We start from the raw sequence: 16,580 nt of genomic DNA, 5'->3' as shown, positions 1-16,580 counted from the left end.
GTTCATGCAATGCGGACGCAAGCCGATACGGTCATGTCAAAGCGCGGCAGCCGAACCCAGGATCACCGTGCTCTGGCTCGACAGCACGCCGCCATTGCCATGTGCAAGCGCGATGTCGCAGCCGCTGACTTGACGCGCGCCACATTCTCCGCGGATCTGGCGAGCCGCCTCGATCAACAAAAACAAGCCATACATCCCCGGGTGGCAGTACGACAGGCCGCCGCCGTTGGTATTGGTAGGCAGAACGCCGCCTGGACGCAGCTTGCCATCGGCCACGAAGGGACCGCCTTCACCCTTCGCGCAAAACCCGAGATCCTCGAGGAACAGCAGGGTGGTGATGGTGAAGGCGTCATAGAGTTCGATGACATCTACGTCGCTGGGACCCAGCCCGGCCATCTGATAAGCCTTGGCCCCGGATAGCTTGGCCGCTGTCTCGGTCAGGTTGGCCATATTGGAGATCGACTGATGGCTATAGGCTTCCCCGCAACCAAGGACATACGCGGGCGGCTTGCGCAGATCCCGGGCGCGCGCAGCGGACGTCATCACCAACGCGCCCCCGCCATCGGTCACCAGGCAACTGTCGCGAATAGTCAGCGGATAGCTGACCATGCGCGCATTCAGCACGTCATTGACCGACAGGTCGCCCTGTTCCCACGCCATTGGATTCAGCTGCGCCCATTTCCGGGCCGCGACCGCGATTTCCGCGAGCTGTTCGCGCGTGGTGCCGTAATCATGCATGTGACGCGACGCCGCCATGGCATAGGCGCTGGCCGGCATGAAGGGGCGATACGGCGTTTCGTAGGGATTGGATTCCCGTCCGCCCACATTGCTGCGCCCGGCCGAGCGCTGCGTGCTTCCATAGGTGATGACGGCCACTTCGCACAACCCCGCCTCGATCGCCGCAGCCGCGTGCGCCACGTGCGTCATGAAAGAGGAACCGCCAAGATAGGTCGAATCCCCATAGCGCGGCTGGATGCCCAGGTACTCCTTCAGCGCCAAGGTCACCATCCGGCTCTGGGTGGCCGCGCCGAACAAGCCGTCTACGTCGTGGAGCTGCAGGCCGCAATCATCCAGCGCCCGCGCGATACCTTGCGCCATCAAGTCCAGGGGCGTCATGTCCTGCGCCACGTGACCGAGATCCGATTCCGCCACACCCACGATTGCCGCACTGGCTCGACCCATCATCACGCATCCTCCTTGCGTAGCGCGACAAACACCGGCAGCGGTTCTTCCGCATCGCCTTCTTCGACAAACCTGACTTCGACCCGCAACCCGATCTGAACCTCCATGGGCTCCATGCCGTCGACCCGCGACATCATGCGAAACCCCTCGTCCAGGTCGATCAGGGCGACATTGTGGGACGATCCATCCTTGTTCGACACCGCGGTGGTCGCGTACACGGTTCCTCGGCCAGCGCTGATGCGCCACTCAAGATCCGTCGAGCCGGAATAGGGACAAATCAGCCGAGGGAAAAAGACCGCGCGTGCGGCCTGCGGACTGTATTGATAGGCAAGCTTCCCCTGCTTGAGGTGATGCTTGTAGATCGCCAGAGGCGCTTGCTGCAGCTTGTTCTTCATGCAGATTCTCGATGGGGTGACAGGCGCGTCGCAGACAAGTCGGCGTCAGACCGGATAGCGGCGTTGTCCGGGGCCGAACCAGCTCGCCAGCATGGGATTGATTGTCTGCGCGCACTCGTATTGGACCCAGTGACCCGCGCCGGGCACGACACACCAATCGCCAGCAGCGCAGAGTTCGGCAAGCTGGTGCGCCAGAGTCATGGGGGTTGCGGTGACGTCGTGTTCGCCCCAGATCAACAAGACGGGCTGGCTGAAGGCGGCCAGAGCTTCTGGCAATTGACGGGTCCGCGACAACAGCCGGCTCTTGAATCGAGTGCGCAGACAGGAATGCTCATGCACCGCCAGCGCCAGCGCGTCGATCGAGGCGTCCGCATGCAGCATGTGGGCGCCCAGGTTGTGCCGCAATGCCGCAAGCATGTCCGCCTGCGGCAAACCTTGCCATGGCGCCAGTCCCGCACCGGGGCGTCTTGCGGTGCCATGCCCCGCGCTGCCCAGCAGCGACATCCTGCGCACTCCCCCGCGCTGGCGTGCCAGCAAGGCGGCCACCAGTCCACCAAACGAGAAGCCCGCCAGATCCAGCGACGCTCCAGCGCCGAGTAGCTGGTCCAGCGAAGCAATCAACGCATCGACAATCTGCATCAGCCGCTCCTGCTCGCCCGCGCGACTCGGCGGATCGCCGGAATCGCCGTATCCGGGCATATCGGGAATCAACAGAGTATGGTCCTGCGACAAGGCCTCTATGTTGCGGACCCAATGCAGCCAACTGCCGTGGCCGCCATGCAAGAGCACTAGCGGTGCACCGCTGCCAAACTCACGCCACGCAATCTTGCCGTGGCGTCCGTCCACATGATGCAATCGCGCCGCAGCGTCCAGGCGTGCGATCTCGGCTTGCGCGGCCTGCGCCAGGTCTGGTACGAACACCGCGTCGTTCATGAGCGCAATACCAGCGCGTCCACCGCGATGACCCCACGGCCGTCTGGCATCACAAGCAGCGGATTGACCTCGGCCTCGCTGATTCCCAATTCAGGATGCAAGGCAAGCTGTGACAACTGCACGATGGCTTGCGCCAGCGCTTCGAGGTCCCCGCGCGCCTTGCCGCGCAGGCCCGACACGGTCTTCAACACCTTGAGTTCGCCGATCATCTCGCGCGCGCCCTCCAGGCCGACGGGTGCGAGCCGGACACTGCGGTCGCGGATGACTTCGGCCCAGACGCCTCCTGCCGCCAGCAGCACGATCGGGCCCGCATCAGGATCCACGCGATAGCCCAACAGAACCTCGGCAAGCCCCGCGCACATCGGCTGCACGAGGGCGAGATCGCAGCCCACGTCTGGCGCATGCCGGGCAAGATTCGAGCGCAGCTTGGCCAAAGCTTGCGTTAGCGATGCTGGGCTGTCGATCGACAGGACCACGCCGCCCACCTCGGTCTTGTGAGGAATCAGCTCGGAGCAGACCTTGGCCACGACGGGAAAATCAAAGGGCAGCACAGGTGCGGGCCCGGCCAGCGGCACCGTAACGAACGGCCCATGCGGCACTTCCAGTTTGTCCAGCACGGCATAGGCTTGCGCCTCGCTGAGCGCGCGCGGCGCAGCGCCTGCCGACGCGGGCGGGGCCTGGACCGCTGCCGTCATGGCGGGACGGCGCCGCGCAAAGACCGATGCAATGACATCGGCACAGTTTTCCGGAGAGCGGAAGCAGGGCACGTCCGCCGCGCTCAGCGCCGCCAGGGCCTCGGGAGCATCCGGCACGAGCATGGCGGCCAAGGGTTTGCCGCAGCCCATGCTGTCGATGATCGGCCTGACTGCGAGCTGGGGCTGGTGGCGCGCCGAGGAGCCCACCACGGCCACCACGAGATCGAACTCGGGAGCATCCAGCATGACGTCGAGACTTTTCTTCATCACCTCATAGCGCGTGCCGGCCAGCGTCAAGTCCAGCACGCGTCCGGCCGAAGCGGGAACGCCTTGCTCCCGCAAACGCTCCAGCGTCTGGGCAGATAGCGGTTCGACCACGACATCGCGTATGCCCAGCTGGTCCACCACCATGGCCGCGCCACCGCCCGTTGTAGTCACCACGCCCACACGCCGGGGCTTGGCGGCGTCATGCATCAGGTCGAAGCGCCGGGCCAGCGGCAAACCTTCCAGCAAGGCATCGAAGATGCCTATCCTGGCGATCCCGCAATCTTTGAGGAAAGCATCGGCGATATCGTCCTCGCCGGCCAATGCGCCCGTATGGGTAGCTGCCATTTCCGCCGCGGCGTCGGAGCGGCCCAGCTTGTACGCGATCACGGGCTTGCCGCGCTTGGCAGCCTCCATGGCAAAGGCGCGTAGCTCAGCGCCATGACGCAGGCTTTCGAGGAACAACAGATAGCCATCGATGGCGGGATCGTCAAGCGTGGCGGCGCAGATTTCACCGATGCTGAGATCGGCTTCGCTGCCTACCGACACCAACCCGGCAAAGCCCACGCCGCGCGCTTTTCCGCGCGAGACCAGGGCGCCGATCATGCTGCCGCTGTGCGACGCCACGAATGTTCGGCCGGAAGGCAGGTCCGGCTCGGCAAACGCCGCGTTGGCGGTCAGGCGCAGGCCCGTCTCCGCATTGACCACGCCGAGACTGCTAGGACCCAGCAACCGCACCCCGGAGCGCTTTGCGAGCGCGCGCAAGGCCTGCTCCCGTTCCGCACCTTCCGCGCCCGCCTCGGAGTAGCCACTGGCAAGTATCGTTGCCACCTTGGCGCCGACCGCGGCGCATTGCTCCAGCGCCGCCTGGACGCCGTCCGTCGGCGTGAGTATGAAGACATGCTCGGGCACTTCCGGCAGGGATGCCAGATCCGGCCAGGCTCGTTCACCCTGCACGGTGTCGCGCCTGGGATTCACGGGATAGATCCTGCCGCCATAGCCGGCACGTCGCAGGAACTTCAGGGGTCTGCCGCTGGTCTTGCTGGCATCGTCGGAGATGCCGATCAGGGCAATACTGGCCGGATTGAGCAAGGCGGCGGCCAGCGCCGCCCCCGAGACTGACTCTGTATTCATCGAGAGGGACTTGGTGTTCATCGTTGAGAATCGCACTCGATAGGCGCCTTATCTCATTTGGCCAGGGGCGCGCGTTGCGAGAACTGGCGTTCGAACACGCCCTCGGCGATCCGGTTCTTGAGCATTTCTATCGATCCGCCCGCGATCATCCATCCGCGTATGCGGCGCACGCAGTATTCGACCAGCGATTCCTGGCTGTACCCCATGCCGCCCATTACCTGCAGGGCCTCGTTTGCGACGTCCCAGCCAGCCGTGTTGCAGGCCAGTTTCGCCAATGCTGTGTTGTGCGCCGAGGGCAAGCCATGTTCGCCCTCGAGTGCGGCGCGATACAGCATCAATTGCGCGGATTCGAGCTTCAACGCCATATCGGCGAATTTCCACTGAATCCCTTGGAATTCGCATAGTTCGCGGCCAAATTGCTTACGCAACCCGGCATGTTCGCGCGCCAGGTTAAAGGCGTGCCGCCCAAGCGCAAGCGAACGCGAGGAATTGCCCAGCCGCTCGACGTTAAAACCCGCAATCTGCTTTTTGAAGCCGCCCGCGCCAAGCAGCAGGTTGCCCACGGGGATGCGGCAGTCTTCAAAGTAGAGCTGGCACCATTGTTCGCCGCTCATGAAACTGGAGGGTTCGCCAACCGAGAATCCTGGCGCGCCGCGTTCCACCAGCACGGAACCGATGCCGCCGATGCCGGCGCCGAAACGCACGTAGATCAGAAACAGATCTGCTTCCGGACTGTGGGTGGAGAACACTTTGCTGCCGTTGATCACGATCTCGTCGCCGTCCAGGCGCGCGCTTGTCTTGAGTTCGGTCACGGCGGAGCCCGCGTCGGGTTCGCTCATGCCCAGGGCGATCAGCTTCCTGCCTGCCAGCAGGTCGGGCAGGAACCGCGCCTTTTGCTCTCGGGTGGCGTATTCGACAAAGGTGCGGATGGGACCAAAATTTCCCGCCTGCACGATATCCGCGCTTTTGGGGCAAACCAGCGCCACTTCCTGGATGGCCAACACGGCGTGCATCAGCGAACCGCCCTGGCCGCCGTCGGCTTCAGAAAAGGTGATACCGAGCAAGCCCTGCTCGGCCAGCAGACGCGCGGCATCCCATGGATACGCAGAGGAGTGCGCCCGCGCCAACGCCCCCGCGGCGAGCTTGTCTTGCGCAAAACGGCGGACGGCATCCGCGAAGGACTGATGCTCCTCAGTCAGATCGAAGTTCATGGGATTTTCCCGAGAGGTTCTGCATGCCGCACATGATGGTCGGATTCAGCATCTGTCGGAACTTCGCGCTATGAAGCGCAGGCATTACAAAATCTCATGAACGAATGTTGTCGGGAGCGGACGGCGGGTCCGACATTCGCTTGGGATGAAGCCATACGCGGCAGCCGCGTCGCCCCTCGGCGACGCGCGGCTGCCGGACTTGCCCGCAATAGCTGCAGGGCTACTGCTTATCGGCCCGATGCAGCGCTCAGGCGGCCGAAAACCGCATGATGCCGTCCGCGCCCAGCGCGCGCTTGAGCTTCCCTTCGAAATACAGTGCGTGCAGGTGCGCCAGCGCCTCGCCCATGGCGAAGGTCAACTGGTGCAGGTCGAGCTTGCGCTTGAACAGCACCGGCACGATGTCGGTGGTCGATTGCGGCTGGACCGCACAGGCTTCCAGCACTTCCGCCAGGCGGTCGCGGTGGTGTTCGTGCTGTTGCGCGATGCGCTCGTGCAGACCCTTGAAAGGCCGGCCGTGCGAAGGCAGCACCAGCGTGTCTTCGGGTAGGTCGGCGTAGCCGTCCAGCGAACGCAGGTACAGAGGCAGGGGATTGGCGTCGGGCTCGTAGTCGAACACGCTGACGTTGGTGGAAATGCGCGGCAGCACCATGTCGCCGGAGATCAGCACGCGCAGGTCGGCGGAATACAGCGACGCGTGTTCAGGCGCGTGGCCATAGCCCACGATGACGCGCCAGTCGCGCCCGCCGATGCGCACCGCGTCGCCATGCAGGATGCGGGTGTAGCGCGCGGGCACGGCCGGCACCAGGTTGGGGTAGTAATTGGCGCGCTGGCGGATCTGCTCCTGCGCGTCGAGGTCAGTCAGGCCATGGCGCGCGAAGTGGTCCACCGCCGATTGGCCGCCCGGGCCGCCGCCGGCTTCGCCACGGCGCGAGGACCACAGCGAGGCCACCATGAAGTCCGTCATCGTCATCCACAGGGGCGCATTCCAGCGTTCGCACAACCAGTGCGCCAGGCCGATGTGGTCGGGATGCATGTGGGTGACGATCACGCGCAGCACCGGCAGGCCTTCGAGTTCGGTCTCGAATACCCGTTCCCACAGCGTCTTCACTTCATCGCGGGTGATGCCGCAGTCGACGATGGTCCAGCCGTCGCGGCCGTCGATGTTGTCGCGCAGCAGCCAGAGGTTGATATGATCCAGCGCGAACGGCAGAGGCATCCTGATCCACTTGACCCCATCCGCCACCACGTGCGAACGGCCGGCTTCGGGCTGGAAATCGGCCCAGGGGTACTGCAGTTTCTGTTCGTTCGGATTCATTGCCTCTCCTCCACGCTTGACGATTGGGTCAAGTCATCATAATTTACGTTTACGTAAACTGCCACACGCCGCATGTCCCCGTCAACCTGGACCATCTCTGAACTCTCGCGCGAGTTCGACGTCACGCCCCGCACGATCCGCTTCTATGAAGACCAGGGGATCGTCAGCCCGGCGCGCGAAGGACGCAACCGCATCTTCGGGCCGCGCGACCGCACGCGCCTGAAGCTGGCCCTGCGCGGCAAGCGCCTGGGCCTGCAATTGTCCGAGATCCTGACCTTGATCGACATGTACGACGGGCCGGGCGACACCGCGGTCCAGCTGCGCCAGTACCTGAGCGTGCTGGAACAGCACCGCTCCACGCTGGAACAGCAACGCCGCGACATCGAGGATACCCTGCGCGAGATCGCGCAGCAGGAACAGCAATGCCGCGAGCTGCTCGCGCAAAAGCCCTAGCGGGACGCGCATGGGCGCCCTGCAAACCCTCGCGCTGTTCATCCTGACGGCGCTGGCCGAGATCGTCGGCTGCTATCTGCCTTATCTTTGGCTGCGCAAAGGCCATTCCATCTGGCTGCTTGCGCCGGCGGCCGCCAGCCTGGCGCTGTTCGCCTGGCTGCTGACGCTGCACCCCACGGCTTCCGGCCGCGTCTATGCGGCGTATGGCGGCGTGTACATCGGCATGGCGCTGCTGTGGCTGTGGGCCGTGGACGGCGTGCGTCCCAGCGTCAGCGACTGGGTGGGCGTGGGCCTGTGCCTGGCCGGCATGCTGGTGATCATGTTCGGACCGCGCGGCACATAGCCTGCGACGCCCCCCCGCGAAACGTTCGCGGTCTTGGGGCGACCAAAAAAAAGCGCGCGTACCCCACAGGGCCGCGCGCTTTTTGTTGGGCAAGGCTTATTCCGCCTTGATGTTGCCTTCCTTGATGACGCGGGCGTTGTTGGCGAATTCCGCCTGCACCTGCTTGGCGAAGGCCTCGCCCGTGGCGGTGCCCGGTTGCAGGTAGGACTTGGCCAGCAGTTCCTGGAATTCGGCGCTGGCCACCGCCTTGGCCAAGGCGGCCTGCAGGGGCTGCGCAACCGCGGCCGGCAGATTGGCCGGCGCGAACACGCCGAAGTTGGAGTAGTACTGCGCCTGCGGCATCTTCAGTTCCGCCATGGTGGGCACGTCCGGCCAGGCGGCCAGGCGCTCGGGCGCCATCACGGCCAGCGGCTTGAGCGCACCGCTGGCGACGTGCGGCAGCACCACGTCGCTATTGACCACCAGCAGCTCGACCACGCCGCCCAGGCCGTCGGTCAGCGCCTGGCTGTTGCCGCGGTAAGGAACGTGCAGCATCCTGGTGCCGGTCTGCGCCGTGACGGCCGACATACCGATGTGGGCCACGGTGCCCTGGCCCGGCGTGCCGTAGCGCACGCCGTCGGGATGCGACTTGGCGTAGTCGATCAAGCCGGCGAAGTCCTTCACCGGCAGCGCCTTGGTGGCGACGATGGCAACGGGCGCTACCGCCACGCTGGCCACGGGCGTCAGGTCCTTCATCGGGTCATAGTTGGTCTTGGCCAGATGCGGGAAGATCGTCAGCGGGCTGGTGGAAGCCAGCAGCAGCGTGGTGCCGTCCGGCTGTGCGCGCGCCACGAAGTCGGTGCCGACGGAGGCGCCCGCGCCCGGCTTGTTCTCGACGATGACGGTTACGTTGCTTTCCTTGCGCAGGACGTCGCCCAGGCGGCGTCCGATCGCATCGGCGCTGCCGCCGGCGGTGTAGGGCACGACCAGCGTCACGGGCTTGGCCGGCCAGTTTTGCGCCATGGCGCCGCTGGCCATGATTGCCAAGGCCGCCCCCGCGGCCTTGATCAGCAATGTCTTCTTTTTCATATCGTCCTGGTAATGTTGCGTGGCACTGCGTCAGATAAAACGAAAGGCGTGAAGCACATCAGGCCAGATAGCGTTGCGCCAGGCGTACCCAGTACGACGCGCCAGCCGGAATCAGGGAGTCATTGAAGTCGTAGCTGGCGTTGTGCAGCATGCAGGGACCCAGGCCGTGGCCGGCCATGCGGTGCTCGCCGTCGCCGTTGCCCAGGAACACGTAGCAGCCGGGCTTTTCCTGCAGCAGGAAGGCGAAATCTTCCGAGGCCATGGCCGGCTCGATCACCATTGCCTTGTCCTCGCCCACGACCTCGCGCATGACTTCCATGCAGAACTCGGTTTCAGCCACGGTGTTCACCAGCGCCGGATAGCGGCGCTCGAAGAACACGTCGGCCTCGCAGCCGTGCGCGGCGGCGATGTTGCCGGCGATCTCGTTCATGCGGCGTTCAATCAGGTCGACCACCGCCGTGCTGTAAGCGCGTACCGAGCCACCCAGCCAGGCGCTGTTGGGGATGACGTTGATCACGCTGCCGCCGGCCTGCACCTGGGTGATCGACAGCACGGCGGCGTCCAGCGGACGCTTGCTGCGCGTGAGGATGGTCTGCAACGACTGGCCGATGGCGAACAGCGCCGGCACCGGATCGCTGCAGTCCTGCGGCGCGGCCGCATGGCCGCCCTTGCCGCGCACGGTGATCTTGAAACCGTTGGCGGCCGCCATCATCGGGCCGGAACAGACGCCGATGGATCCGGCGGGCAGCCCCGGCCAGTTGTGCAGGCCGAACACGGCTTCGCAGGGGAAGCGCTCGAACAGGCCGTCCTGGATCATGGCCCGGCCGCCCGCGCCGCCTTCCTCGGCCGGCTGGAAGCACAGGTACACGGTGCCGTCGAAGCCGCCTTCGGCCTGCAGATGGCGCGCGGCGGCCAGCAGCATGGCGGTGTGGCCGTCGTGGCCGCAGCCGTGCATCTTGCCGTCGTGGCGCGAGCGGTGTTCGAACTGGTTCTCTTCCTGCATGGGCAGGGCGTCCATGTCGGCGCGCAGCATGATCGCGCGATCCGACGTGCCGCGCTTGATCACGCCGACCACCCCGGTCTTGGCGATGCCGGTGTGGGTCTCGATGCCCCAGCCGCGCAGCGTGTCCGCCACCACTTTGGCCGTGCGATGCTCTTCGTAGCAAAGCTCCGGATGCATGTGGATGTCGCGCCGCAGCGCCACAATTTCGTCCAGGTTGGATAGTTCGAGCACGGCAGACTCCATCGCAATGATTCAGGATTCAAGGATCGGCTGGCATCTTACTCAGCGCAACTCCCTAGGCAGGGCTGAATTACCTAGGGATAACCCGACTCCAATTTACGTTTACGTAAACGTAATATTTGCAGTGCATCATTGCGCGGCGATGGCCGATCGGCGCATCATGAGCCACGCGCGGCAAGCTGGCGCCGGAGACGGGCGCCCACAAAATAGTAAGTACCTACTATCACGGAGACAGCGATGAACCTTCCCGGCCTGAACTTCGACCTGGGCGAAGATCTGGACATGCTGCGCGACGCGGTGCGTAATTTCGCACTGGCCGAGATCGCGCCGCGCGCCGCAGAAGTCGACCGCAGCGACCAGTTCCCCATGGACCTCTGGCGCAAATTCGGCGAACTCGGCGTGCTGGGCATGACGGCCGACGAGGAATATGGCGGCGCCAACATGGGCTATCTGGCCCATATGGTCGTGATGGAGGAAATCTCCCGCGCCAGCGCCTCCATCGGCCTGTCCTACGGCGCGCACTCCAATCTGTGCGTGAACCAGATCAACCGCAACGGCACCGCCGCCCAGAAAGCCAGGTACCTGCCCAAGCTGATTTCTGGCGAACACGTGGGCGCCCTGGCCATGAGCGAGCCGGGCGCCGGTTCCGACGTGGTCAGCATGAAGCTGCGCGCCGACAAGAAGGGCGACCGCTACGTGCTGAACGGCACCAAGATGTGGATCACCAACGGCCCCGACGCCGACACCCTGGTGGTCTACGCCAAGACCGATCCCGAGGCGCACCAGCGCGGCATCACCGCCTTCCTGGTGGAAAAGGGCTTCAAGGGCTTTTCCGTGGCGCAAAAGCTGGACAAGCTGGGCATGCGCGGCAGCCATACCGGCGAACTGGTGTTCCAGGACTGCGAAATCCCGGAAGAGAACGTGCTGGGCCAGGTCAACGGCGGCGTCAAGGTGCTGATGAGCGGCCTGGACTACGAACGCGCGGTGCTGTCCGGCGGCCCGGTGGGCATCATGCAGGCCGTGATGGACGTGGTCGTCCCCTATATCCATGACCGCAAGCAGTTCGGCCAGGCCATCGGCGAATTCCAGCTGATCCAGGGCAAGGTCGCGGACCTGTACACCACGCTGCAGGCCAGCCGCGCCTTCTGCTACCAGGTCGGCAAGAACCTGGACCGCCTGGGCGCCGAGCACGTGCGCCAGGTGCGCAAGGACTGCGCCGCGCTGATCCTGTACACCGCCGAGAAAGCCACCTGGATGGCGGGCGAGGGCGTGCAGATCCTGGGCGGCAACGGCTACATCAACGAATACCCGGTGGGCCGCCTGTGGCGCGACGCCAAGCTGTACGAAATCGGCGCCGGCACCAGCGAAATCCGCCGCATGCTGATCGGCCGCGAACTGTTCAACGAAACCGCCTGAGCGACGCCGCCATGATCCGCATGTCCGACGTCCAGCACATCGAGCAGGCGCCCGCTCCGGGCCCCTCGCCGCTGGACGTCGCACGGCTGATCCTGGCGGGCTTCGACCGCCATTACGCGCTGTTCCGCTACAGCGCCCAGCGCGCCAAGGCGCTGTTCGAATCCGGCGACTGGCACGGCATCCAGCGCCTGTCGCGCGAACGCATCGAGTACTACGACATGCGGGTGCGCGAATGCGCCACCCAGCTGGAAGGCGTGCTGCGCGGCCGCCCCGAAGGCGCGGTGGGCGCCAACGGTAGCGCAGCACCCAACCTGAGCGACGAGCAGACCGCGTTCTGGCAGCAGATCAAGCAGGAATTCGTGGGCCTGCTGGGCGACCACCGCCAGCCCGAATGCGCCGAGACGTTTTTCAACTCGGTGTCGTGCCGCATCCTGCACCGCGATTATTTCCACAACGCCTTCCTGTTCGTCCGCCCGGCCATCGCCACCGACTACCTGGACAGCAGCATCCCCTCGTACCGGGTGTATTACCCCGCCACCGACGGGCTGGAAAAAAGCCTGATCCGCATGGTGGCGGACTTCGGGCTGGCGCTGCCCTTCGAAGACCTGCCCCGCGACACCCGGCTGCTGGCGCGCGCCGCGGTCAAGCAGTTGCGCGCGATACTGCCGCGCCACGTCGGCCGCCGCATCGCCAGCGACTGCCAGATCCACGCGCTGGGCTCGCTGTTCTTCCGCAACAAGGGCGCCTACATCGTCGGCCGCCTGATCAACCAGGGCACGGTGTATCCCTTTGCGGTGGCGCTGATGCGCAACCCGGCAGGCCAGGTCGTGCTGGACGCGCTGCTGCTGGGCGCCGACGACCTGAGCACGCTGTTCAGCTTCACTCGCGCCTATTTCCTGGTGGACATGGAAACGCCGGCCGCGGTGGTGAATTTCCTGTCCAGCCTGCTGCCACGCAAGCCCAAGGCCGAGCTCTACACCATGATCGGCCTGCAGAAGCAGGGCAAGACGCTGTTCTACCGCGACTTCCTGCACCACCTGGCCCATTCGCGCGACGCCTTCGACATCGCCCCCGGCATCAAGGGCATGGTGATGTGCGTGTTCACGCTGCCGTCCTATCCCTACGTGTTCAAGCTCATCAAGGACCGCATCGACAAGGACGGCATGGACCATGCCACCGTGCGCCGCAAGTACCAGATGGTGAAGCTGCACGATCGCGTCGGCCGCATGGCCGACACCTGGGAATACTCACAGGTGGCGCTGCCGCGCGCACGCTTTGCACCCGCGCTGCTGGAAGAATTGCGCCGGCTGGTGCCCAGCCTGATAGAGGAAACCGGCGACACGGTGGTCATCCGCCATGTCTACATCGAACGGCGCATGACCCCGCTGAACATCTACCTGCGCCAGGCGTCGGATGCGCTGCTGGACCCGGCCGTGCGCGAATACGGGGACGCCATCCGCCAACTGGCGGCGGCCAATATTTTCCCCGGGGACATGCTTTACAAGAACTTCGGCGTCACGCGCCTGGGCCGGGTCGTTTTCTACGATTACGACGAAATCCAGCGCATGACAGAAATGAATTTCCGGCGCATTCCGCCCGCTCCCAACGAAGAGGCGGAGCTGGCGTCCGAACCCTGGTATGCCATCGGTCCGAATGATGTCTTTCCCGAAGAATTCGGACGCTTTCTGCTAGGCGACCCGCGCGTGCGCGGCGCCTTCATGCGTCACCATTCCGACCTGCTGGAACCGGAGTGGTGGCAGGCCTGCCGCGCCCATGTGGCGCAGGGCCGGATTGAAGAATTTTTCCCTTACGATACGGACAGACGCCTGCGTCCGGAACGCCCTACGGGCGAACCCGCGGCCTCGTAACCCCAGAGCTGTCCCGACCCTCACAGGAGCTAGCCATGTCAGATCCCATCGTCATCGTTTCCGTCGCCCGCACGCCCATGGGCGGCATGCTGGGCGCCTTGTCCGGCCTGGCCGCGCACGAGCTGGGCTCGATCGCCATCAAGGCCGCCGTCGAACGCGCCGGCATCAAGCCCGAGCAAGTCGAAGAAGTCATCATGGGCAACGTGCTGCAGGCCGGCCAGGGCCAGGCCCCGGCGCGCCAGGCAGCGCTGGGTGCCGGCCTGCCGCTGGGCGTGGCTTGCACCACCATCCACAAGGTCTGCGGTTCGGGCCTGAAGGCCGCCATGTTCGGCCATGACCTGCTGGCCGCGGGCAGCGCCAACATCGTCGTCGCCGGCGGCCAGGAAAGCATGAGCAACGCGCCCTACCTGCTGCTCAAGGGCCGCCAGGGCTACCGCTACGGCCACAACACCGTGTATGACCACATGGCGCTGGACGGCCTGGAAGACGCCTACGACAAGGGCAAGGCCATGGGCGTGTTCGCCGAGGACTGCGCCGCCAAGTATTCCTTCACCCGCGAACAGCAGGACGCGTTCTCGCTGGAATCGCTGCGCCGCGCCCGCGCCGCGTCGGAAGACGGCAGCTTCAAGTGGGAAATCGCCCCCGTGACCGTGGCCGGCCGCAAGGGCGACACCGTGATCGACACCGACGAAGCCCCCACCAAGGCCATGCCGGAAAAGATCCCCACGCTCAAGCCCGCCTTCAAGAAGGACGGCACCGTCACCGCCGCCAACTCCTCGTCGATCTCCGACGGCGCCGCCGCCATGGTGCTGATGCGTGCCTCCACCGCGGAAAAGCTGGGCGTCAAGCCCCTGGCCCGCATCGTCGCCCACAGCCAGCACTCGCAAGAGCCGAACTGGTTCACCACCGCCCCCGTGGGCGCGCTGAAGAACCTGTTCGCCAAGACCGGCTGGAAGGCCGAGGACGTGGACCTCTACGAAATCAACGAAGCCTTCGCGGTGGTCACCATGGCTGCCATGGCCGACTTCAAGCTGCCGCATGACAAGGTCAACGTCCACGGCGGCGCCACCGCCCTGGGCCACCCGATCGGCGCGTCCGGCGCCCGCCTGATGGCCACCCTGGTCGGCGCGCTGCGCAAGACCGGCGGCAAGCGCGGCGTAGCCACGCTGTGCATCGGCGGCGGCGAAGCCGTCGCCATGGCGATCGAGATGGTCTGACGCAACGCCGGGAGGCTTCGGCCTCCCGGCTTTCGATGGATTCCGCTGCGCCTTTCTTGCATGGCGTCGTAGCGCGACGGGTCGGTCGCGCGCCGTACAGGAAAGGCGCAACGAAATCCCTCTTCGGTGCCCCTAACCGACAAGAATGCCCGGCCCACCGGGCAGCGAGACAAACCGCTCCACGAGCGCCTTCAAATTTCCAACAAGCAGGACGGGTGGAACCCCATGCCCATCATCGAATCCCGCATCAATCCGCGGTCGCAGGACTACACCGACAATGCGCAGGCCATGCAGGCGCAGCTGGACGATCTGGATCAGCAACTGGCCCATACCGCGCTGGGCGGCAGCGAAGCCGCTCGCGCCAAGCACGTGGCGCGCGGCAAGCTGCTGCCGCGCGACCGCGTCGAGCACCTGATCGATCCGGGCACGCCGTTCCTGGAACTGTCGCCGATGGCGGCTCACGGCATGTACGGCGGCGAAGCCCCCGGCGCGGGCGTCATCACCGGCATCGGCCGCGTGGCCGGCACGGAATGCGTGATCGTCTGCAACGACGCCACGGTCAAGGGCGGCACCTACTACCCGATGACGGTCAAGAAGCATCTGCGCGCGCAGGAAATCGCCGCGCAGAACCATCTGCCCTGCGTCTACCTGGTGGATTCGGGCGGCGCCAACCTGCCGCAGCAGGACGAGGTCTTCCCCGACCGCGAACACTTCGGCCGCATCTTCTACAACCAGGCGCAGATGTCCTCGCAAGGCATTTCGCAGATCGCCGTGGTGATGGGCTCCTGCACCGCCGGCGGCGCCTACGTGCCCGCCATGAGCGACGAGTCCATCATCGTCAAGAACCAGGGCACCATCTTCCTGGGCGGCCCGCCGCTGGTGAAGGCCGCCACGGGCGAAGAAGTCAGCGCCGAGGACCTGGGCGGCGGCGACGTGCACACGCGCCTGTCCGGCGTGGTCGACCACCTGGCCGCCAACGACATGCATGCGTTGCAACTGGCGCGCAACGCCGTCGCGCGCCTGAACCGCAAGAAGCCGCAGCCGCTGGCGACCATCCCCGTGCGCGAGCCGCGTTACGACCCCAGCGAACTCAACGGCATCATTCCCGCCGACACGCGCAAGCCCTATGACGTGCGCGAGGTCATCGCGCGCATCGTGGACGGCTCCGAGTTCGACGAATTCAAGGCGCGCTTCGGCCCCACGCTGGTCACCGGCTTTGCGCACATCCACGGCATGCCTGTCGGCATCGTGGCCAACAACGGCATCCTGTTCTCGGAGTCCGCGCAGAAGGGCGCGCACTTCATCGAACTGTGCGCGCAGCGCAAGATCCCGCTGGTGTTCCTGCAGAACATCACCGGCTTCATGGTCGGCCGCAAGTACGAAAACGAAGGCATCGCCCGCCACGGCGCCAAGATGGTGACGGCGGTGGCCACCGCCAACGTCCCCAAGTTCACCGTGCTGATCGGCGGTTCGTTCGGCGCTGGCAACTACGGCATGTGCGGCCGCGCCTATTCGCCGCGCATGCTGTTCATGTGGCCCAACGCCCGCATCTCGGTCATGGGCGGCGAACAGGCCGCGAGCGTCCTGGCCACGGTCAAGCGCGACGGCATCGAGGCCCGCGGCGGTCAGTGGTCGGCCGATGAGGAAACCGCCTTCAAGGCGCCGATCCGCGAACAGTACGAACGCGAAGGCCATCCCTACTACGCCACCGCGCGGCTGTGGGACGACGGCATCATCGCCCCGGCCGACACGCGCCGCGTGCTGGGCCTGGCCTTGTCGGCGGCCTTGAACGCGCCCATCGAGGACACCAAGTTCGGCGTGTTCCGCATGTAGGACGGCATGG

The 16,580-nt window shown here is 65.5% G+C and carries 14 protein-coding genes; 6 read left to right on the top strand and 8 right to left on the bottom strand.

Annotation, left to right across the window (positions count from 1 at the left end; genetic code table 11):
- Window positions 1–36 precede the first annotated feature (36 nt).
- From AC1RHV_RS13310 to AC1RHV_RS13285, 6 genes are all read right to left on the bottom strand, one after another.
- Window positions 37–1,185 (bottom strand): acetyl-CoA acetyltransferase, encoded by a 1,149-nt coding sequence (locus AC1RHV_RS13310; protein ID WP_175213165.1) that lies wholly within the window; start codon window positions 1,183–1,185, stop codon window positions 37–39.
- On the bottom strand, window positions 1,185–1,577 hold the full coding sequence (locus AC1RHV_RS13305) for a Zn-ribbon domain-containing OB-fold protein (RefSeq protein ID WP_192493078.1): 393 nt from the start codon (window positions 1,575–1,577) through the stop codon (window positions 1,185–1,187). Before AC1RHV_RS13305 ends, AC1RHV_RS13310 begins: the two co-directional genes overlap by 1 nt.
- Before the next feature lie 45 nt (window positions 1,578–1,622).
- Window positions 1,623–2,510 (bottom strand): alpha/beta fold hydrolase, encoded by an 888-nt coding sequence (locus tag AC1RHV_RS13300; protein WP_175212880.1) that lies wholly within the window; start codon window positions 2,508–2,510, stop codon window positions 1,623–1,625.
- On the bottom strand, window positions 2,507–4,603 hold the full coding sequence (locus tag AC1RHV_RS13295) for an acetate--CoA ligase family protein (RefSeq protein ID WP_492301759.1): 2,097 nt from the start codon (window positions 4,601–4,603) through the stop codon (window positions 2,507–2,509). Before AC1RHV_RS13295 ends, AC1RHV_RS13300 begins: the two co-directional genes overlap by 4 nt.
- A gap of 53 nt (window positions 4,604–4,656) precedes the next feature.
- On the bottom strand, window positions 4,657–5,814 hold the full coding sequence (locus tag AC1RHV_RS13290) for an acyl-CoA dehydrogenase family protein (protein WP_192493080.1): 1,158 nt from the start codon (window positions 5,812–5,814) through the stop codon (window positions 4,657–4,659).
- 247 nt (window positions 5,815–6,061) lie between these two features.
- Window positions 6,062–7,129 (bottom strand): MBL fold metallo-hydrolase, encoded by a 1,068-nt coding sequence (locus AC1RHV_RS13285; protein WP_119449837.1) that lies wholly within the window; start codon window positions 7,127–7,129, stop codon window positions 6,062–6,064.
- A gap of 72 nt (window positions 7,130–7,201) precedes the next feature.
- Between AC1RHV_RS13285 and AC1RHV_RS13280 the strand changes: the two genes are divergently transcribed.
- Window positions 7,202–7,582 (top strand): MerR family transcriptional regulator, encoded by a 381-nt coding sequence (locus tag AC1RHV_RS13280; protein ID WP_054455614.1) that lies wholly within the window; start codon window positions 7,202–7,204, stop codon window positions 7,580–7,582.
- 10 nt (window positions 7,583–7,592) lie between these two features.
- Window positions 7,593–7,925, top strand: coding sequence for a YnfA family protein (locus tag AC1RHV_RS13275; RefSeq protein ID WP_088156200.1), 333 nt, complete (start codon window positions 7,593–7,595; stop codon window positions 7,923–7,925).
- 96 nt (window positions 7,926–8,021) lie between these two features.
- Here AC1RHV_RS13275 and AC1RHV_RS13270 read toward each other — a convergent pair whose 3' ends face one another.
- The gene (locus AC1RHV_RS13270) at window positions 8,022–8,993 is read right to left on the bottom strand and encodes a Bug family tripartite tricarboxylate transporter substrate binding protein (RefSeq protein ID WP_492301031.1); all 972 of its coding nucleotides are present in this window, start codon (window positions 8,991–8,993) and stop codon (window positions 8,022–8,024) included.
- Window positions 8,994–9,051: 58 nt separating this feature from the next.
- Window positions 9,052–10,227 carry a M20 aminoacylase family protein gene (locus AC1RHV_RS13265; protein WP_082401115.1) on the bottom strand — a complete coding sequence of 392 codons (1,176 nt, stop codon included), beginning with the start codon at window positions 10,225–10,227 and terminating at the stop codon, window positions 9,052–9,054.
- A 246-nt stretch (window positions 10,228–10,473) separates the two neighbouring features.
- On the opposite strand from AC1RHV_RS13265, the gene AC1RHV_RS13260 reads away from it, so the two are divergent.
- From AC1RHV_RS13260 to AC1RHV_RS13245, 4 genes are all read left to right on the top strand, one after another.
- On the top strand, window positions 10,474–11,652 hold the full coding sequence (locus AC1RHV_RS13260) for an isovaleryl-CoA dehydrogenase (RefSeq protein ID WP_125471016.1): 1,179 nt from the start codon (window positions 10,474–10,476) through the stop codon (window positions 11,650–11,652).
- 11 nt (window positions 11,653–11,663) lie between these two features.
- Window positions 11,664–13,520, top strand: a complete 1,857-nt coding sequence (gene aceK, locus AC1RHV_RS13255) for a bifunctional isocitrate dehydrogenase kinase/phosphatase (RefSeq protein WP_054455624.1) — start codon at window positions 11,664–11,666, stop codon at window positions 13,518–13,520.
- Between the two features lie 35 nt (window positions 13,521–13,555).
- The gene (locus tag AC1RHV_RS13250; RefSeq protein WP_054455626.1) at window positions 13,556–14,737 is read left to right on the top strand and encodes an acetyl-CoA C-acetyltransferase; all 1,182 of its coding nucleotides are present in this window, start codon (window positions 13,556–13,558) and stop codon (window positions 14,735–14,737) included.
- A gap of 225 nt (window positions 14,738–14,962) precedes the next feature.
- On the top strand, window positions 14,963–16,570 hold the full coding sequence (locus AC1RHV_RS13245) for a carboxyl transferase domain-containing protein (RefSeq protein WP_492301029.1): 1,608 nt from the start codon (window positions 14,963–14,965) through the stop codon (window positions 16,568–16,570).
- Window positions 16,571–16,580 lie beyond the last annotated feature (10 nt).

Source organism: Achromobacter sp. GW823-FHT04E03, assembly GCF_058796095.1.
Note: the sequence above shows the minus strand (reverse complement) of the source record. Positions and strands in the feature narration are given on the sequence as shown.